At 41.4% G+C, this 19,056-nt stretch carries 14 protein-coding genes and 2 pseudogenes; 6 read left to right on the top strand and 10 right to left on the bottom strand.

Annotated elements, in window-relative coordinates; genetic code table 11:
• The first annotated feature begins 482 nt into the window (after nt 1-482).
• Nucleotides 483-1,283 carry an alpha/beta fold hydrolase gene (locus ACMFL8_RS07155; protein WP_210539269.1) on the top strand — a complete coding sequence of 267 codons (801 nt, stop codon included), beginning with the start codon at nt 483-485 and terminating at the stop codon, nt 1,281-1,283.
• Nucleotides 1,284-1,507: 224 nt separating this feature from the next.
• Here the strand turns inward: ACMFL8_RS07155 and ACMFL8_RS07150 are convergent.
• From ACMFL8_RS07150 to ACMFL8_RS07120, 7 genes and pseudogenes are all read right to left on the bottom strand, one after another.
• A pseudogene (locus ACMFL8_RS07150) lies at nt 1,508-1,663 on the bottom strand (IS3 family transposase); the annotation flags it as partial.
• A 493-nt stretch (nt 1,664-2,156) separates the two neighbouring features.
• A complete protein-coding gene (locus tag ACMFL8_RS07145) occupies nt 2,157-3,128 on the bottom strand; it encodes a LysR family transcriptional regulator (protein ID WP_413190532.1) in 972 nt (323 codons plus the stop codon).
• A gap of 192 nt (nt 3,129-3,320) precedes the next feature.
• Nucleotides 3,321-4,988 (bottom strand): thiamine pyrophosphate-dependent enzyme, encoded by a 1,668-nt coding sequence (locus ACMFL8_RS07140; RefSeq protein ID WP_413190531.1) that lies wholly within the window; start codon nt 4,986-4,988, stop codon nt 3,321-3,323.
• A gap of 62 nt (nt 4,989-5,050) precedes the next feature.
• Nucleotides 5,051-5,389: a RidA family protein gene (locus ACMFL8_RS07135; protein ID WP_210539266.1), complete on the bottom strand. Its 339-nt coding sequence runs from the start codon at nt 5,387-5,389 to the stop codon at nt 5,051-5,053.
• Between the two features lie 63 nt (nt 5,390-5,452).
• Nucleotides 5,453-6,703 (bottom strand): NAD(P)/FAD-dependent oxidoreductase, encoded by a 1,251-nt coding sequence (locus ACMFL8_RS07130; RefSeq protein WP_413190530.1) that lies wholly within the window; start codon nt 6,701-6,703, stop codon nt 5,453-5,455.
• Nucleotides 6,704-6,735: 32 nt separating this feature from the next.
• Nucleotides 6,736-7,827, bottom strand: a complete 1,092-nt coding sequence (locus tag ACMFL8_RS07125) for a beta-carotene 15,15'-monooxygenase (RefSeq protein WP_194618409.1) — start codon at nt 7,825-7,827, stop codon at nt 6,736-6,738.
• Between the two features lie 86 nt (nt 7,828-7,913).
• The gene (locus ACMFL8_RS07120; protein ID WP_413190529.1) at nt 7,914-8,957 is read right to left on the bottom strand and encodes a histone deacetylase family protein; all 1,044 of its coding nucleotides are present in this window, start codon (nt 8,955-8,957) and stop codon (nt 7,914-7,916) included.
• Nucleotides 8,958-9,610: 653 nt separating this feature from the next.
• Here ACMFL8_RS07120 and ACMFL8_RS07115 point away from each other — a divergent pair.
• Nucleotides 9,611-9,969: pseudogene (locus ACMFL8_RS07115) on the top strand (DDE-type integrase/transposase/recombinase); the annotation flags it as partial.
• Between the two features lie 154 nt (nt 9,970-10,123).
• Here the strand turns inward: ACMFL8_RS07115 and ACMFL8_RS07110 are convergent.
• Both ACMFL8_RS07110 and ACMFL8_RS07105 read right to left on the bottom strand, forming a co-directional pair.
• The gene (locus ACMFL8_RS07110) at nt 10,124-11,740 is read right to left on the bottom strand and encodes an NAD(P)/FAD-dependent oxidoreductase (RefSeq protein ID WP_413190528.1); all 1,617 of its coding nucleotides are present in this window, start codon (nt 11,738-11,740) and stop codon (nt 10,124-10,126) included.
• 499 nt (nt 11,741-12,239) lie between these two features.
• A complete protein-coding gene (locus tag ACMFL8_RS07105; protein ID WP_413190527.1) occupies nt 12,240-13,133 on the bottom strand; it encodes a LysR family transcriptional regulator in 894 nt (297 codons plus the stop codon).
• 147 nt (nt 13,134-13,280) lie between these two features.
• Here ACMFL8_RS07105 and ACMFL8_RS07100 point away from each other — a divergent pair, with 147 nt between their 5' ends.
• Together ACMFL8_RS07100 and ACMFL8_RS07095 are read left to right on the top strand one after the other, a co-directional pair.
• Nucleotides 13,281-14,156, top strand: coding sequence for an MBL fold metallo-hydrolase (locus ACMFL8_RS07100; RefSeq protein ID WP_413190526.1), 876 nt, complete (start codon nt 13,281-13,283; stop codon nt 14,154-14,156).
• A 138-nt stretch (nt 14,157-14,294) separates the two neighbouring features.
• Nucleotides 14,295-14,909 carry a GNAT family N-acetyltransferase gene (locus ACMFL8_RS07095; protein WP_413190525.1) on the top strand — a complete coding sequence of 205 codons (615 nt, stop codon included), beginning with the start codon at nt 14,295-14,297 and terminating at the stop codon, nt 14,907-14,909.
• Between the two features lie 244 nt (nt 14,910-15,153).
• Here the strand turns inward: ACMFL8_RS07095 and ACMFL8_RS07090 are convergent, their stop codons facing one another.
• Nucleotides 15,154-15,924 carry an IclR family transcriptional regulator gene (locus ACMFL8_RS07090; protein ID WP_413190524.1) on the bottom strand — a complete coding sequence of 257 codons (771 nt, stop codon included), beginning with the start codon at nt 15,922-15,924 and terminating at the stop codon, nt 15,154-15,156.
• A 241-nt stretch (nt 15,925-16,165) separates the two neighbouring features.
• On the opposite strand from ACMFL8_RS07090, the gene ACMFL8_RS07085 reads away from it, so the two are divergent.
• Nucleotides 16,166-17,356, top strand: coding sequence for an iron-containing alcohol dehydrogenase (locus ACMFL8_RS07085; RefSeq protein WP_413190523.1), 1,191 nt, complete (start codon nt 16,166-16,168; stop codon nt 17,354-17,356).
• A gap of 59 nt (nt 17,357-17,415) precedes the next feature.
• Nucleotides 17,416-18,906 (top strand): CoA-acylating methylmalonate-semialdehyde dehydrogenase, encoded by a 1,491-nt coding sequence (locus tag ACMFL8_RS07080; protein WP_413190522.1) that lies wholly within the window; start codon nt 17,416-17,418, stop codon nt 18,904-18,906.
• The last annotated feature ends 150 nt before the right edge of the window (nt 18,907-19,056 follow it).

Genomic DNA, 19,056 nt, shown 5'->3' with positions numbered 1-19,056 from the left:
GTTGCAGTTGTGGTCGTTCGATCTTTGTTTTTAAAATCAGCATCCTTGCCTCATTTTTTTTAATAATTGGTTGCCAAATAGCTAGTAGCTCTAATGACTATGTACCACAATAGCAAGAAACACATTAACCTTAGGCTATAACATGTATCACGTATTATGCATCATGCCATCTAGCTATCATGACTCGTTGAATCGTAACATTAGTGAGTAGAAAACACACTGTAATCAAAGTGAATGAGTGGTAAATCAACTTATATTGAAATCAAGCAACGCTATGATATCAAGTATCTGTACGCATATCTAAGAGCTAAGAACCATCGTATTAGTAAACTATCTAGCAACCGGTACGCTCACAATTCATCGCTTTCAATGACTCAGAAATTCTGATAAAAGTATTAAAGTTAAAAGATTAAGGTAAATATCACGCTCTGTTTATTATAAGAGTCATAAAGGTCAATAGTGTTTACACAAGGAAGAAGATCATGCCAAATATTAACGTGAATGGAACTACCCTATTTTATAGTGACAATGGCCCTAAAAACGCCCCGGTTTTGGTACTAAGTCACTCGCTATTTTTTGATCATAAAATGTTCACGCATCAAATAGAACATCTATCTAAAACCATTCGAGTAGTGAGCTATGATGATCGGGATCAAGGGCAAAGCGCCCGTTCAGAATTGAAAAGCGTTGATATGGATACTCATACCAACGATGCCATAGCATTAATTGAGGAGCTCGACCTAGGGTCTTGCTTTTTTGCTGGGAACTCTATGGGCGGGTTTGTTGCGCTACGTTTAGCCGCTCGCCGCCCAGATTTGCTAAAGGGTTGTATTATACTTGGATCTAGCGGAGAGCTTGAATACAAACTGGCCGATTTTTCGCCTTTGGTTGAAGGCTTAGGTGCACAAGGTACTGAACCATTTATCGATACGCTTATGTATATCATGTTTGGCGATGACTATTTGGCAGACGCCACTCGAGCAAGTGAGCGTGAGTACTGGCGTGATCATATGCTAAAACTAGGACCTGATATCGCGCGCAGTGCTGATGGCGTTATTCATCGCACTGGCATATTAGATGAGCTTAAAGGGTGCAAAGTACCTACGCTAGTATTGGCAGGCGAACAGGATCATGCGTATGAAGTGCCTCTGTCAGAAAATATTACTAATACAGTAGCCGATGGCCAAATGTTCGTGATTCCAAAGGCCGGTCATTCGGTAGCACTTGAACAACCGGAAATCGTTAATAGATATATTGCAGATTTTATTTCAGCACATTCATAATGCGGACTTCATAGCAAATAGCTTGAGATTTTAGTGTTTTACTCACTTAATGGAATTTAATAAAGCATGTTTATTCATGTCATTAGTGAATTTATCTATGTGCTTGACACTTCCAACAGCTCAATGATTAGAGCAACTGCATGAACGATAATGGCTTACGTGACGGTAAAGGTAGTACGTACTTTGCTAGTCACTCCTCATTATAATCAAGCTCAATATACTTAATGATATCGTTGATAGCTATAGTACTGACTATCTCTGTCAAAATACAAAATCAGCTCTTGGCTGGGTCGTCTATTCTTAATTTCCATATTGAGTGCACAACAGACTAAATCTGCTGTCACATGCTTATTGATGGCATAGCCAACCAGCTCTTTAGTGTCGTTATCACATGGGATATTAAAAACTATCGAATGAATGGTATGGCTGGCAGGGTAGTTTTGAAATAATTGGCTTTTGCAGAATTAACTTATATGCATATATTTAAAAATTATTCGGTGTGACTACCTATAATACTACGGGTCTATAGATAGTACTTATAGATATGCTGATCACTAACCACTAACCACTAACCACTAACCACTAACCACTAACCACTAACCACTAACCAAGATATGAACACACTATATTGATAATCTATCTAAGCCTATTTATATAAGGCTTAGACCACAAATTGCTAATAATAAGGTTTGTTAGGTGTCTTTGTGGAAATCGGGGTTTGCAGCCTGACTCAAGTAAATCTGCCTCCGAAAAATTCGGAACGGTTCAATTCTCAGGATTAGTAAATTTCAAGCTTAAGATGTGACTTTTTCAGGAGGTCTAATGGTTACAGCTTATCTCAAGTTAGGTAATATTGTCTTTACAGAGTTTCGATTAAAAAGACATATCAAACTCTATAATTTCTTCGATAAATCTAGCTTCAATAGGTGATAAAGCACGGTGTTTATGCCAAAAGAGACGAATAGGGATATCAGCAATACCTTCGCTTGGCGGCAAACGTCTAAGCTTAGACTCCAAGTGCGTTGCGGCAATGAACTGATCAGGTAGCGCACCGATGCCATAGCCGGTATAAATCAGGCGAACCGCTTCATCTAAATTGTTGGTATAAGCACTGATACGGCCAGTAATATTATGGCTTTCTTTAAACACCGTAATTGGTGAAAGCACATCACCAATATCTTCACTACTAAAAGCTATAAAATCCTCTTTTAATAGGCTATCAAAACTCAAATTAGGTACTGAAAATAGCGGATGATGGTAGCCGCAGTATAGGTAATACCGCTGAGTAAATAATAACTGCTGATTAAGAGTTTCCGGGATATGTCGAGCTAAGCAGATACCAACAGCAGGCGTCTTTTGTTTGAGGTTATTTAAAATATCCATACTTGATTTCACTGTCAAATCTAAAGTAATATTTGGATATTTTTTTTTGAAATAAACTAAAAAATCATTGTATTTTGGATTGTGGAGTCGACTGGCTACCAGCAATTTAATTTCGCCTTCTAGTAGATGCGAATTGCTACCTTTCATGGCTTCAATAGAGGTTATTTCTGTAAAAATCGTTTGTGCAACTTGAAGGCAATAATGACCAATTGGAGTGAGCTCTAACGGTTTGGTATTGCGAATAAGTAGCTGACTTTCGAGCTGCTCTTCAAGCTTTTTAAGGTTTTGACTGACTGCTGACTGGGTAATGTTTAGCCGATTAGCAGCTGCGCTAATGCTTCCCTCCTCATATATAGCTATTAACACATGAAGCAATGTCCAATTCAAGCTATCGGCTAATTTCTGTTGCAGCATAGTAGTTTCAGCACTTGTATTATAAATATATTGATAACAACTCAACATGAAAGGACTACCAAAAATAAGGAAGACTTAGTCTTTTTGATACATATTCAGCCTCTGAATTTTTAGCTCCCCTTTCATCATTGTTCTCAGCTCATAATACAATATAGCTAAGGATAACGGGGCGGTATAAATGCTTATTTATTGTATGGCTTGTCATAACACCTTTTCTTGTCATGACAAGCTAATTAATACCTAAGGTGTTAGCTCATCAGGGTCTGTAATCACATGCAGCAATACTGTCTTGCGCTCTTTTGTGACGATTCTCAGCGCATTGGTCACACTGGTTGCGATGTCCTTGTTATTAGCGACTCGTATACCATGGGCACCAAAAGCATTGGCCAGTGCAGCAAAGTCAGGGTTTTGTAGCTGCGTACCAGACACTCGATCGGGATAATGGGCTTCTTGGTGTTGACGGATAGTACCAAATTGCTGATTGTCCATCAAAACAATTAAAACAGGGGCATCATAACGAATGGATGTGGATAGTTCCGCCTCATTCATCATGAATTCGCCATCACCCGTGACCACTATCGATAAACGCTCAGGCGATTCTAATGCAGCTGCAATACCCGCTGGCAGGCTGTAACCCATCGCACCATTTCTAGTACTCAGCTGACTTGGGAAGGTATTTGTGGGCAAATAACGCTGCGCCCATAAACAGTGATTGCCAGCACCAAAACTGTAGACAGCATCGGTAGGTAACTGCTCAGTCAACGCTTTGATAACTTGGGTCATACTGGCGTATGTCTGATCAGCATTTGTTTGCTCGATATTATTCGTTGCTACGGGCGTTTCTGGAAAAGCACAATCTTTTCTCTGTTGCTTATGACAATAATTAAACCAAGTATCACGTGAATCTGAGCTTGCCAGCGATACTTGGCTAATCGCTTTGATAAAGCTAATAGGGCTAGCGACGATATGCTCAGTAACTGCACCACTATGACCACGCAAGCTTGTATCTAGATTAACAATATAATTAGGCTTATCAAAGGACTGGCGCAATTTATACCCATCACTAGCAACGTCCCCTAATACAGTACCTATCGTAAGCACGACATCAGCTGTTTCGATTAATGCGGCACAGTCATCCGAGCGTCCATAACCCAAATAACCAGCATGCGCAGGAGAATCAAAAGCCACTCTATCTGAAGCGCGCCAATCATGGATGACAGGAATGTGATTGTCCTCTGCAAACTGGGTTAACTGTTTAGAAGCTTCGGTCGTCCAATTTTGTCCCCCTGCAAAAATCAGTGGCTTTTCAGCAGTAGATAACGCATTTAATATTATATCAAGCTTGTCATTAGATATAGCACCTTCAGCAACAGGAATCACTGGATGCAATTGTCCGTGGAATTCCTGTTGGATGATGTCTTCAGGTAGTCCCACAACGACAGGACCTGGTCGTCCTTCTAAAGCAGCATGAAAAGCTTTGGCTACAATCTCTGATGCTCTTGAAACTTCATCCAATATCAGTACACGTTTACACTGACTAGAGAACCATTGATTGGGATCAAACTCTTGGAACGATTCTCGGTTTCTGTCTGCGACAGGAATAAGTCCAACGAATAATATGAGCGGCACACCATCTTGCCATGCAGTATGAATACCAGTATAAGCCTGTGCCGCGCCTGGTCCACGGGTAACCATAGCAATACCAGGCTGACCCGTAAATTTGCCATGAGCATCTGCCATGTAAGTACAGGCTGCCTCATGACGACACACCACTGTGTCAATATCAGCATTATACAACCCATCTAATACCGACAGATAACTTTCACCTGGAACGACATAGGCGCGACTGACACCGTGTAATTGCAAACTGTCTACGATTGCTCGACCACCATGGATAATGTTGCTCATTGTTAGTCCCTTAATTTTTCATTTTAATAAAAGTCTTTATTTCTTATAAGTGTCAAAACAACTTATTCAGCAGCAATGACCGTCACTTCTACTAATAGGTCAGGATGCGCCAATACTGATTCACCACAGGCTCGAGCAGGTGGTTGAGTATCTGCAAACCACTCATCCCACACATCATTCATCGCTGCAAAATCCTCCATATTTTTTAGCCAAACGGTGGCTGATAGAATTTTAGATTTATTACTACCTACTTCTTCTAATAGCGCTTGGACTTTATTTAGACATGTCAACGTTTGAGTAGCCACATCTTCATCAATACCTCCAACTTGACCTGACAAATAAATGGTCTGATTGTGAATAACAATTTGGCTCATACGTTGGTTACTATGAAGTTTTCGCATGTTGATTAATCCTTGTATGTTAGAAATAACGAAATTTAAGATTATCTCGTTAAAATAATATTATTAAGCGTTAGAAAATCGTTGAGCATCAAAAGGTTCAATATCCACTACTGTAGGTTTGTTGTGTAATAACTCTTCTATAATACGTCCAGTGATAGGTCCCAAGGTGAAGCCTTGATGACCATGTCCAAAGGCAAACCATAAGTTGTTATGTTTACCAGCGGCTCCGATGACCGGCTTCATATCAGGCATACACGGTCGTGAGCCTGCCCACGCCTCTGTTTCCACTTTTTGATTTAATGGTAAAATATTTTTAGCGAAAGCCAATACAGCGTTCAACTGATCAAAGTTCTTTGGTGCATCGATGGTAGTCATTTCAGCGCCAGTTGTGACGCGAATACCTTGCTGCATCGGCCCCATGACAAAGCCTTTATCCATATCTACCAGACTATGATTGACCGTGTTCTGTGGCGTCGTCTCAAAATGCTGATGATAGCCACGCATAGGAAATAAAGGTAAGTCATATCCCAAAGGTTTTATCAACTGGTTAGACCAAGGACCTGCTGCAATAACCAGATCATCACTATAAAAAGTATCAAGATCAGTTATCACTTGCCAGCCATCGCCCTCAGGTCGTATTTCTTTGACCGTGCACTCACCTATTGACCCGTGCATTTCTTGGAAACTTTTTGCATAGGCTTTTACCAAAGCTCCAGGGTTTGATACCTGCCAAGAGTTAGACCAATGAATAGCACCGATAAAATCATCGAAATTACCATTGGGCTCTAATTCTTTTAATTGCGCAATAGATAGAACTTTGTGCTCAATACCTTGTTGTAGTACATTTTTAGCACCTACAATTGCTGCTTTAAGTTTATTTTCGTCTCGATGCATTTCAATCCAACCATCACGTCTGATCAAATCTTCAGCACCCGCGGCCGTAATCATTTCTTGATGTTCGCTCGTACAATGCTCAATCAGAGTCTGCCACTCTTTTTCTATTTGCTGAACAGCAGAAGGCGCAGAAAATTGCCAGTACTTTAATAATGCCTGATGGTAACGGAAGACAGCAGGCCAACGGTAGCGTATATCAGTATTTTGATTCGGTAATACTCTTATTAATTCTGCAAGATGCCTTGGAAAAGGATGCACATGAATAGCTTCTCTCTGAATCAATCCCGCATTACCATATGATGTTTCTGAACCCGGTGGCTTTTTGTCTAATAATAAAACCTGAGAGTTATGACTTTGCAGATGCCAAGCAATAGATGTCCCTACCATGCCAGCACCAATAACAATCACTTCATATCGCATACTATATCCTTTTGTTTCTGCTTTGCCTTTTGTTATAGCTTTGGTCGTTCAGCCATAAATATTTGACCTTTAAAAGTCTTATATAGCGCGCAGAGCAGTACATACATACCGAGAATACCTAAAGCGGGATACAAGGTGCCGACCAATGTACTGAATGGAAAGAGTGAAGCCAGTAGAGACAGCACCACGACGACTATAGTCAAAATACGAAACTTTGATGTTTCTGTATCAGAATCAAAGAAGCGAATAACGAAACCATAAAGGTTGGATACTGCTGTCGTAAATACCGCAACGACGAGCACTACACTAAATAACAACCCTGTCATTGGGCTAATACCACGTGCTATCTCTAAAAATGGAAGCTCATAACTCATGACGTTTTCAAGATTCGATAAGAGCGCCATAATAATGAATAGTAAGCAAATACCCAATGTCATACCACCGATTACACCGGCCATTCTGACTGTTTTTAGATTTGGCTCTTTATTACCAATTGATGCAAAAGTAGATACGCCTGGAATGACATTGTATGAGACATAAACGATCGCTGACGTCCACCAAAAAGACGTGGCTGTGTCGGGCTGAAGCGTTTGAATAGTGGCATCAACAGTGGCTAATTGGTCAGAGTAATTAGTGAAGGTAATGACAGAGATGACAACCACGGCCAAAATCATTAACGGGGAAATAATCCCTAACGCTCTAACAGAAGATGTAAAACCAAATATGACGGTTGACAAGGTCATTATAGCAATCAGTATCTTGCCAGCAACGGACGGTAAACCCCAGTATTGTTCGATAGCCGCACCACCACCCGAAAACATAATACTAATGACGCCGAACATAAAAAACAAAAGAATATAATCGGCGAAGAAACCTATTTTTTTGCCACATAAGTAGTTGAGAACCACACGGTGGCTATTGGTTTTAAGCTGATGACCCAACTCCATAAACACCGTACCGTACCATGCCAGCATGATCATCGTAATCACAGCACCCAGCATACCTATAAAACCGTAACCTGCAAAGAATTGCAGCACCTCTTGCCCACTTGCGTACCCAGCACCAATGACAGCCCCAACATACACACCGGCATAACTGATCGCCTTAATAATTGAAACACTCATATGAAACATCCCTGTTGTTGTGAGTTAATCGAGTAATGACCCTAATAAATCCTTTAAACGGTTAGCGACTAAACATTTATTTTTCATTAATCATTATTGTTTTCTGAAATGAACCCAGATAAAAAAGATTGCAGATTTTCATTGAGCTTTTCTATGCAATATCCTCCTTCGACCAGCACAATAAGAGGCTTATTTAACGCCTTAAGTTTCTGTGCCAAAGTTTTAAAGCCTTCCGTACTAACGTGACATTTGGCTTGTGGATCGTCTTTATAGACATCAAACCCTAAGACATGAACAATGACATCTGGATCAAATAATTTTAAGGTTTCTATTGAGCGATCTACATAATGAAAGAATCCCCTTTCATCAGTATCATGAGGCATTGGAAAATTGAGGTTATAGCCATAACCTTCTCCTGCACCTCTCTCGTGCTCATGACCGGCGACTACCGGATAAAAATTGATAGGGCTACCGTGAACAGAGGTGTATAGCACATCTTTGCGGTCGTAGAATATCTCTTGGATACCCTGACCATGGTGCATATCTGTATCGATAATGGCAATTTTTTGAAATTTTTGACGGAGATGCTGTGCAATGATTGCAGCATTATTTAAATAGCAAAAGCCGCCTGCCGCATTCTTACGAGCATGATGGCCTGCAGGTCTGGTTAGACATATTTGAATATTATTTTGATTGTCTTCATCGTTCAATAAATTTTCAGCAGCGTTGAGTGCTGTTTGAGCTGACCAATAAATAGAGGTCCATGAGTATTTGCCAATTGGTGCGCTACCATCGGCTTGATATTTGGCCGCTTTTGCTAAGATACCAAGACCTGGGTTATTATTCTGAACATAAATCGTCGTCTGAACTTCCTCGCCCATCTCTTCATCTATTGCCATCCATTCATCATAAGCATGCTTTAAGAAATCAACATAATCTAAATCATGAATAGCCAAAATTGGCGCGATGCCAATATCTTTAGCAGTTGTTACTACTAAGTCTAAAGCTTCTGGTGCCTTTAATAGCTCAATCAATCGCTCAGGTTTTTCTTGAGGCTCGCGCATTTGTCCACGCGAAAAGTAAGTCTTTGGATGGTGAAGCTTTTGATTTTCATGACTATAAACTTTCATTCTGAACATTCCTTTGTTTCTAAAATACTTAAAAAATAATATTAAAAATTCTAATGTACTTACTAAGGTGTATCTTTTTACATCTGATTGCCAATAGCCGTATATTATGGTTATTACTCATGTTTCTCTAATATATGTTGTTGAAAAGTCTCCGTCAAACGTTATAAATTAATAGTATTTATAAGTAAATCTAATATCTTTTGGACTACTATATTAAGTTTGTCCATAAGCTATGTAATATATTCAATAAGTTTTTTATACGCAGAAGATAAAACTGAAATACCTACCAGTTAGCAACAATACAAATGCTATTCAATTAGTAGAATAGAACACGCCAATAAAAGCGTGTAAGCATGATGATATTGTCATGCGCTTAATACTACTTTTGAAGAGATAAAGTAAATAATTGACAGCTTGAATTGACTTATGAGGAAAGAGAATTGTTGATAGATTGGGGAATCATAATTACGCTACAACGTAATTCGTTACGTACAGCTCGTAAAGTACGCTGGTATCAAGGATAATTAAAAGTTATTTAAATCATATATCCGTATCGCGTGTTAGGTTTTAAACAATTAGGCCATCACAGTAGGATAAATAGCAGCATTAATTGTTAGTCAGAGTATCCAGTGATGAGATTGGGAAACACTATCCGTCCTAACGAATCTTGGGTCAGTGATATTACCTATACTTGGACAAATGAGCGCTGGTTGTATTTAGCAGGGGTTAAGAACTTATACACCAAAGATCTGGTGGGCTTGCCATCGACAAGCGCATGACCGCTGATTTAGTCTGCCATGCATTGAACATGGCAATTAAGAATAAAGAGTCAAGCCAAGGGTTGATTGTACATTCTGATAGAGGCAGTCAGTACTGTAGCCACGCGTGTCACAAGATCATCACGCAGCATATGCTTCGATAAAGCACCCATAGAAAGCTTCTGAGTTCATTAAAGAATGCGCTTGTGTATAACCAAGACTATAAAATAAGGTTTACAGCAATCAAAGAGATCACACTGACAGCATAGGTCAATAAAAATAGTCCACCATCCTCAAAACACAAAAAAAGCCTTTCAAGCTTTATACTTTATAGCTTGAAAGGCTTTGTCGGTAAGATATTTTTATCTAGGTAAGAGGTTTGATATTGGGGTTTGCCTAAAGCCGCTCTTACTCTATGTTCAACATCGATTTCGCCACAGCTTCGGCCACTTTAATACCATCAATCCCTGCTGATAATATTCCACCTGCGTAGCCCGCGCCTTCGCCTGCAGGGAATAAGCCTTTGGTATTAATGCTTTGGAATTCTTTATTGCGTTTAATACTGATTGGTGACGATGTTCTGGTTTCTACACCCGTTAGTAAACCATCGTCAGATGAAAACCCTTTGATTTTTTTATTAAATGCTGGAATGGCTTCACGTATGGCATCTACGGCAAAGTCTGGCAGTGCTTTGCTTAAGTCGGTTAAGGTAATACCCGGTGTGTAAGAGGGTTTTACATCGCCTAATTCTGAGTCTGGTTTACCTTTTAAGAAGTCGCCAATGGTTTGCGCTGGTGCACTGTAATCTTTGCCGCCTAATTCAAACGCTAAGGTTTCTAGTTGTCTTTGTAATTCGATACCAGCAAGAGGGTGGTTTGGGTAATCTCGCTCTGGGTCGATACCTACCACAATAGCACTATTGGCGTTGCGCTCGTTCCTTGAATATTGGCTCATGCCGTTAGTGACAACACGGCCTTCTTCTGATGCTGCGGCAACCACAGTTCCGCCTGGACACATACAGAAGCTATAGACAGAACGACCATTTTTGCAATGATGAACCAGTTTGTAATCCGCAGCGCCAAGTATTTCGTTCCCAGCATTGTCACCAAAGCGTGCTTGGTCTATGGTTGACTGTTTATGTTCAATCCTAAAGCCAATCGAGAAAGGTTTTGCTTCAACATACACGCCTTTATCATGGATCATTTGGAAGGTATCGCGGGCACTATGGCCAACAGCAAGAACAACATGGCTAGTTTTTAAGGTTTCGCCAGTATTAAGTGTCACACCAGTTACTTTTGAGTCAGTGATGTGCAAGTCGTCTACGCGAGTAGCAAAACGGACTTCCCCACCAAGCGCTATGATCTCGGCACGCATTTTTTCTACCATGGTGACTAACTTATAAGTACCTATGTGCGGTTTACTGACAAATAAAATTTCATCTGGTGCGCCAGCTTTTACAAATTCTGTCATGACTTTACGGCCGTAATGATTTGGATCTTTCACTTGGCTATATAATTTACCGTCAGAAAAGGTACCTGCTCCGCCTTCACCGAATTGTACGTTTGATTCTGTGTTTAATTTGCGCTGACGCCAAAAGCCAAAGGTATCTTTGGTGCGTTGTCTTACTTCATTACCGCGTTCAATGATAATAGGTTTAAAACCCATTTGAGCAAGGGTAAGTCCGGCTAACAAACCACAAGGTCCAAAACCAATAACAACAGGACGCTCTGTTAAATTTTCTGGCGCTTCACCTACATATTTGTAGCTGGTATCTGGTGTTGCTTTAACATGGTTGTCTGACTCAAATCGAACCAATAAATCATTGGTCAAATCCGAGTCGGTCAGTGTGATGTCTAACGTATAAATCAATTGGATATTTCTTTTATTACGAGCATCATAACCACGTTTAAACATCACAAATGACGCCATTTGCTCAGCAGAAATTTTAAGTTTTGTCGTTATAGCAGTCGTTAAATCTTCAGGTGCATGATTTAATGGCAATTTAATTTCAGTTAAACGTATCATTGGTTACTCATAAACTCTTGTAGAAAACAGTCTCGCATTTTACTGGTACTGATACAAATAAGCGAATAAATATTTTACTTACGCAGGGTAAACTTGCGTATTTGGTTTGTAGTTTGAAAATAACCTCTGCCATCAAATCTGTATATTTAAACTTGGGAGACTTTAGTCACGCAACCTGACGATAATAATTAAACCACATCTGTCTTGGCAATAGATAACCCAAACCTTTTTAAGCCTAGTTCCTAGTCTCACTGCGAGCACAGCTCTTATCTTACGTCGCTGCAAATCAGTGTTTTGCTAGTCACTCCTCATTATAATCAAGCTCACAACAGAACTCCTTATAAGGTATGGATAAGGAGTTTTAGCATGAGAAAGCGTAAAGGTTGCAGAAGTGTCTACGTACCTATTATATTTGAGGAATTAAGTGCTAATTTAAACGTTTTTAGGTGATGTTGCTAATATTGGGTTTTATAAACAGTCCATATTCATCCATTGCTTGCTACCAGTAAGGCGAATGCTTTATTTCTTCAGCGAGAAAATCAATAAACCTTCTTTGTAGTGGTGTCACCTGCTTTCGATTGGCATAAACCACATAAACACCCAAAGTTTTGGGCTTCCATTCAGGCAATAACTCAATAAGTTGTCCAGATGCAATCAAAGATTTGACTGCGCCAGATGGCTGTAAGCTGATCCCGTGTCCACGTAGCGTGGCAGCAAGTAAAACCTCAGAGATATTGGCACTGATATTGCCAGAGATAGGGACAGATTCTGGTCCATTTGGCCCATCAAACACCCATGCAGATCGTCCAAAATACGCAAACGATAGACAGTTGTGATGTACAAGCGACTGTACATCTGTAGGTCTGCCACGTTTTTGTAAATACTCAGGTGCAGCGCATACGATAGAGTGGCACTCACCGATACGTCTGGCAACGACATTTGGCTCCAAGTCATTGGTGATACGAATCGCCAAGTCAATACGGGCATCAACTAAATTAACCGAGTCATCAGTGGTAAGAATATCAATCGCTGTCTGCGGCCAGTGAGATACAAAGCGACCAACCACATCCATCAAAAGGCTATCAATCAGCGAAAGGCTAGCAGTAATCCGCAACTGACCTTTTAACTCCAAAGTATTTTGATTGCGTATCTGATCCAATGAATCGGTCAATTCAAGTAACTGATACGCCACCTCAAGCGTCTGCTCACCAGGGGCAGTCAGGCTCAGACTTCTAGTCGTGCGATGTAATAAGCGTATATCCATCCAGCTCTCAAGCTCTGTCAGATAGCGCGTTACCTTAGCTCTAGACATATCTAAATTATCCGCAGCACGGCTCAAGCTACCTTGTTCAACGATAGTAACAAACACCTGTAACGCGGTCAGTCTATCCATTTATCCATCCTCATTTGCGCGAAAACTGAAACAGTAAACACTGGATTATAGCGTATTTAAACGAAATACAATCGAATAGAATAGCCACTAACAACGAATACCGCCATTAACGCGGTCTATTTACTCAAACAAAAATACAGGTGGATTATGAAAAAATTAATGACAGCTTCTATGGCGGCCAGTGTTCTACTGCTTGCAACCCAAACGAACGCAGCCGACCTACAACTACAAGCATATAAACCAGATCAAAATGCTATTTTCCCAGTGACCTCTGTACTGGCAAGTGGCGAGAAAGATGCTATTTTGTTCGATGCGCAGTTTAGTGTTAGCGACGGTGAAGCATTGGTTGATATGATCAAAAAAAGCAATAAAGACCTTAAAATGATCTATATCACGGCAGGCGATCCAGATTACTATTTCGGTCTTCAGCCTTTAGTCAAAGCCTTCCCTAATGTGAAGGTTATGTCTAGCCCTTCTATTGTTGAACACATTGAGGCGACCAAAGATACAAAATTAAAGCATTGGAGCCCAATCCTTGGCAAACACGCGCCTACCAAGATCACAGTACCTCAAACACTTAACCAGTCTACACTGACCTTAGAAGGCCATAAAATTGAAATCAAAGCGTTCGGAACCCCTCAAGCATACATGTGGGTACCAGAGTCAAAAACCGTTTTCGGCGGCGTGTCGGTAACATCAGGCATGCATGTGTGGACTGCTGATACCCAAACTAAAGAAGCACGTAGCGCTTGGATGCAATCATTAGAACAAATGAAGCAATTAAAGCCAAACGTCGTGATACCAGGTCACTATTCAGGCAACCTACTCAAAAAAGACTACACTGTTGATTTTACCCTCAATTATCTAAAAACTTTTGAGCAAGCACTCGACGAGGCAAAAAGACAAGATTCTAAGCAATCAGAAAAAGTGATTGCCACCATGAAATCGGCTTATCCAGCCTTGCCCGGAGGAAGTGATTTAGAGTTGAGCAGTCAAGTCAATACAGGTGAGATAGAGTGGTAAATATAGGACAACTATTAAGTAAAAAATACTAACATCTAACTATGTCTATTAGTCAGATGTTAGTGTCAAGGTGCTGCCGTATGAATGCTTTTTCAAGAAGCATACGCCAGTACTTTTAATGATAAAAGAGAGCAACTTATGACAATACGATATCGTCGTGCTACGCCTGAAGACTTTTCAGCCATTGTCGACCTTTTTGTCGTCAATATGAATTTGAGTGTATTTACTAGCGCCACAGATAAGCGGGTTCTAAAGCAACTGGCTACCCTATTTCTAGCTAAAGACTATCATCATGCTACTTTTATACAAGTTGCAGAATATGGTGACATTATTTGCGGTGTGGTGATAGGGGTCACTAAACAAGATCAATATAAGGCGCTACCATTCGATGATAAGCCCATTATTGATCAGATAGAAAACAAGCTGCGTCTGTCTGAACAAGGACGACAAGTATTGAGAGAGTTACAGGAAAAAGAAACGGCTGGTGCGAAACGAAAGAAAATCGATTTTGATAGCGAGCTGCAGTTTTTCTGTGTAGATCCAAATTATCGTCGCCACCGTATTGGAGCGACGCTAATTCAGGCATTTGAGACTTATCTCGTCGCACAGAGCGCAGGTATGTATGCATTACATACAGACACTTTATGCACTTATCAGTACTACGACAATAATGGCTATCAACGTGTTGATCAGTATCCCAACCACCTAAACCCGCAAATAATGCACTATACCTATGTCAAACCTTTATCTTAACGAGTTTGTAAAAACGACAAATGGTTTTGACATCATAGATATACTAAGTTGGATAATGCAATATCTTGTTACTTACCAAATATGATTTGCAGTAAAAAAGGTTGGTAACACCATATTATATGTAGCGTTACCAACCTTTTTTATTACTCTTTATCTTACTAAGGTGATTAGGTCCTGACTGGGGTTTGCTATAAGATCAACTAACACTCATAGTAATTTATCACCCTGCTTTGCGCCTACTTGTCTATTCATAGTTTTGATTGAAAATAACAGACAGCTCATTTGCCGCCTCTTGCATAAGAGGCACATAGCTGAGCAGCTCCTCTAGACTTTTTCTCACGGTCGGCCCATGGGTAAACACCGTCGCAAATGCCTGTTGATCCCCATTAGGAATCATGACCGCACACGCGACCATTCCTGGAATAAACTCCTCATTATCCACGCCTACTCCCGTCTCACGCGTTGCAGTTATCGTTTGCATCAGTTGCTTTTTATCAGTTTGAGTTTTAGTCGTTAGTGCGTGTAACGACATTTTCTCAACGATGCGTGTACATTTCTCATCCGATAGCTGCGATAACAATAATTTACCACTGGCACTGGCCCAAACAGGCACATGCGTGCCCGAAGGCAGAAATATTTGTAGCGGCCAATCCGACATAACGCGATCGATATAAACCACATCTAAGTCTTGTAAAATCGAAATACCCACCGTCTCCCCTATTTGCGCTGACAGCTCGTTCAGTATCGCTAGCCTTTCATTTTTAAAGTCACTGTTTTGCAATAAGTTCATGGCAAGCTTATAGGTACGTTTTCCACAGGTTACCTTCCCTGGCAAATCTAACTGCACAAACCCAAGACTCTGCAGTTGATCCAATAACCGATACATACTCGGCACTGGCACTTCTAAGGTTTCTGCTAGATCGCTCACACTCATTGGCCGTTGCGAGCCGGCAAGCACCTCTACTATCTGTAAAACACGCTCAACGCTTGAACCCTTCTTTTTAGTATTGCTCATTGTTTGGTCTAAACCTCTGGCTGACTCGCAGCAAATAAATTTATTCATTATAACGATAAAATTTACGCTTTTGCGTCTTGCTATTACAAAAATATTCTGTTACCTTTTACATATCGATAAGATATTTATCGTTATATGAATTTAATATTTAAATACTATACACTTTTGTGAATAGCTCGTACGACGATTGAGCGAACTACTACGCTTATATCTGAAGTCATTAATTCAAGGATGAGTCACTATGTCACACAGTATCCTGCTCCCAAGAACGATGGAAATTGGACGCGATGCCTGCCAAAAGCTGCCAGCAATATTGGCCAGCTTAGGGGTAAAAAACCCCCTTATTATCACTGACGAGATGATGGTTAAACTCGGCTATGTCGATAACATACAAACCATTTTGAAAGCAGCACAAATCAATGCCGATGTATTTTCAGAGACGGTGCCAGAGCCTACTGAAAGCTCTATTGAGGCTGGCGTGTCTCAAGTAAAAGCGCAAGATTACGATGGTCTGATTGCCTTAGGTGGCGGAAGCCCTATCGATAGTGCAAAAGCCATTGCTATTCTAGGAAAATTTGGCGGCGTGATTCGCGATTATAGGTTTCCTCGCCAAGTTGATGAAGCAGGCTTGCCTATTATTGCCATACCGACGACGGCAGGCACCGGATCAGAAGTGACACGCTTTACCATCATTACCGATGAGGCTAATAATGAAAAGCTGTTGTGCGTGGGTATGGGATTTATGCCCGTCGCAGCCGTTATCGACTATAGCCTCACGCTCAGCGTACCGCCTCGTACCACAGCAGATACGGGTATCGATGCGATGACCCATGCTATCGAAGCGTATATCAGCCCCAAACGTAATGCTTATAGCGACCAACAGGCGCTCGCCGCCCTACGCCTCATTGGACCCAATATCCAAACTGCTTATCACGAGGGAAAAGATGAAACCGCCCGTGAAGCAATGATGCTGGGCTCTACCTTAGCAGGTATTGCGTTCTGCAACTCTTCGGTTGCGCTGGTACATGGCATGAGTCGTCCAATTGGTGCCTTTTTTCATGTGCCTCATGGCCTATCAAACGCGATGCTATTGCCAACCATTACAGAGTTCGGCATCTCTAGTACGCCTGACCGTTATGCGGACTGCGCGCGTGCATTAGGTATAGCGGATCATAGCGAGACAGATGATCAGGCCAACGTTAGCTTGGTCAATTATCTAAAAAGCTTAAATGATGAGCTTCACGTGCCCACATTGGCACAGTTTGGTGTGCAAAAAGCAGATTTTGATGCATTAATAAACACAATGTGCGAGCAAGCATTTGCATCAGGTTCACCCAACAACAACCCTCGAATACCTACGCTAGAAGAGATGGTTCAACTCTATACCTTGCTATGGGCTGACAACACTGTTGCTGAGAGTTCAGTCAGTTAAAAAAGCCCTCATTTACTATTAACCTATTAATTATTCACATGTTTAAAGGAATTAAACCTATGCAAATAATCGGACATTTTATTAATGGCAGCCTGTCAAATAATGACAGCCAAACTCAAGATGTTTACAACCCATCAACGGGTGAAGTCAGCAAGCAAGTCGCTTTGGGTGGTGAAAAAACAATCGGCGAAGCAGTCGCTGCGGCTAAAGCGGCTTTCCCAGCATGGAGCAAAACCTCGCCACTAAAGCGTGCGCGTGTCATGTTCAAATTCAAAGAGCTGTTAGAGCAAAATGCTGATGAAATCTGCAGACTGGTTGGCGAAGAGCACGGAAAAATCGTACACGATGCTGCAGGCGAACTACAGCGCGGTATTGAAAATGTCGAATATGCATGCGGCGCACCTGAGCTGCTCAAAGGCGAGCACAGCCGCAATGTGGGTACCGATATAGACTCTTGGAGTGAGTTTCATCCACTAGGCGTCGTCGCTGGTATCACACCGTTTAACTTCCCTATAATGGTGCCACTGTGGATGTTCCCGATGGCCATCGTGTGCGGTAATACCTTTGTACTAAAACCGTCTGAGCGTGACCCAAGTGCCACACTTTTCATCGCGCAGCTTTTACAGCAAGCGGGCCTACCGGATGGTGTCATCAACGTCGTAAATGGTGGCAAAGAAGCCGTTGATGCTATTTTGCATCACCCAGATATCAAAGCCGTTAGCTTTGTCGGCTCGACCCCTATCGCTGAATACATCTATACCACAGCTGCTGCTCAAGGCAAACGTTGCCAAGCATTAGGCGGTGCAAAAAACCACGCGATTGTCATGCCAGACGCAGACTTAGACAACGTCGTCACCTCACTATTGGGTGCTGCTTTTGGTTCATCAGGAGAGCGTTGTATGGCGCTATCTGTTGCTGTTGCCGTCGGTGATGAAACGGCTGACAAGATGATTGCGGCCCTACAGCCTGCTATTAAAGAGCTAAAACTGGGGCTTCATTCAGATAAGAGCAACGACTTTGGCCCTGTCATTACAGCGGCGCACAAATCTAAGATTTTAGATTACATCAAAAGTGCTGCCGATCAAGGTGCAGAGCTCATCATCGATGGCTCTGATGCTGCACCAGAAGGCAATGAGAATGGATTTTTTGTAGGTCCTACTCTGATTGATCATGTCACAAAAGAGATGCACAGCTACGAGGCAGAAATTTTCGGTCCCGTTTTACAGGTGATGCGTGTGCAGACCATGGCCGAGGCAGTGCAACTTATAAACGACCATGAATATGGTAACGGCACCTGTATTTATACGAGAGATGGAGAAGCGGCGCGTTACTTTATTGACAACATTCAAGTCGGTATGGTTGGTGTCAATATTCCACTACCAGTACCTGTAGCGTCTCAAAGCTTTGGTGGCTGGAAACGTTCATTATTTGGTGACTTGGCCATGTACGGACCAGACGGCGTGAGATTCTTCACTCGTCGTAAGACCATTACGCAGCGCTGGCCTAGTGCGGCATTGAGAGAAGAAAAACAGTTCTCTATGCCAACTTAATAGCACTGCCTTTTCAAGGCGCTAGCCTTTAAGAACACTACATTATAAAGGCGCTACATTATAAAGCTCTTACCTTTTAAGCGCACTGCATAATCAGTGCGCTTAAAAGCAGTCGTTTGTATTCAAAAAATGCTGCTTGCTTCTGACTCT

The sequence above is a fragment of the Psychrobacter sp. AT9 genome (assembly GCF_047272965.1).
GTDB classification, from domain to species: Bacteria; Pseudomonadota; Gammaproteobacteria; order Pseudomonadales; family Moraxellaceae; genus Psychrobacter; species Psychrobacter glaciei.
Note: the sequence above shows the minus strand (reverse complement) of the source record. Positions and strands in the feature narration are given on the sequence as shown.

Bases quoted from the DNA above. Each gene is read 5' to 3' on its own strand.
- ACMFL8_RS07090 (WP_413190524.1), bottom strand. From the start codon at position 15,924: ATGAGCAATACTAAAAAGAAGGGTTCAAGCGTTGAGCGTGTTTTACAG.
- ACMFL8_RS07110 (WP_413190528.1), bottom strand. From the start codon at position 11,740: ATGATACGTTTAACTGAAATTAAATTGCCATTAAATCATGCACCTGAA.
- ACMFL8_RS07155 (WP_210539269.1), top strand. From the start codon at position 483: ATGCCAAATATTAACGTGAATGGAACTACCCTATTTTATAGTGACAAT.
- ACMFL8_RS07125 (WP_194618409.1), bottom strand. From the start codon at position 7,827: ATGAGTGTTTCAATTATTAAGGCGATCAGTTATGCCGGTGTGTATGTT.
- ACMFL8_RS07095 (WP_413190525.1), top strand. From the start codon at position 14,295: ATGACAATACGATATCGTCGTGCTACGCCTGAAGACTTTTCAGCCATT.
- ACMFL8_RS07080 (WP_413190522.1), top strand. From the start codon at position 17,416: ATGCAAATAATCGGACATTTTATTAATGGCAGCCTGTCAAATAATGAC.
- ACMFL8_RS07145 (WP_413190532.1), bottom strand. From the start codon at position 3,128: ATGTTGAGTTGTTATCAATATATTTATAATACAAGTGCTGAAACTACT.
- ACMFL8_RS07105 (WP_413190527.1), bottom strand. From the start codon at position 13,133: ATGGATAGACTGACCGCGTTACAGGTGTTTGTTACTATCGTTGAACAA.
- ACMFL8_RS07130 (WP_413190530.1), bottom strand. From the start codon at position 6,703: ATGCGATATGAAGTGATTGTTATTGGTGCTGGCATGGTAGGGACATCT.
- ACMFL8_RS07100 (WP_413190526.1), top strand. From the start codon at position 13,281: ATGAAAAAATTAATGACAGCTTCTATGGCGGCCAGTGTTCTACTGCTT.
- ACMFL8_RS07140 (WP_413190531.1), bottom strand. From the start codon at position 4,988: ATGAGCAACATTATCCATGGTGGTCGAGCAATCGTAGACAGTTTGCAA.
- ACMFL8_RS07085 (WP_413190523.1), top strand. From the start codon at position 16,166: ATGTCACACAGTATCCTGCTCCCAAGAACGATGGAAATTGGACGCGAT.
- ACMFL8_RS07120 (WP_413190529.1), bottom strand. From the start codon at position 8,957: ATGAAAGTTTATAGTCATGAAAATCAAAAGCTTCACCATCCAAAGACT.
- ACMFL8_RS07135 (WP_210539266.1), bottom strand. From the start codon at position 5,389: ATGCGAAAACTTCATAGTAACCAACGTATGAGCCAAATTGTTATTCAC.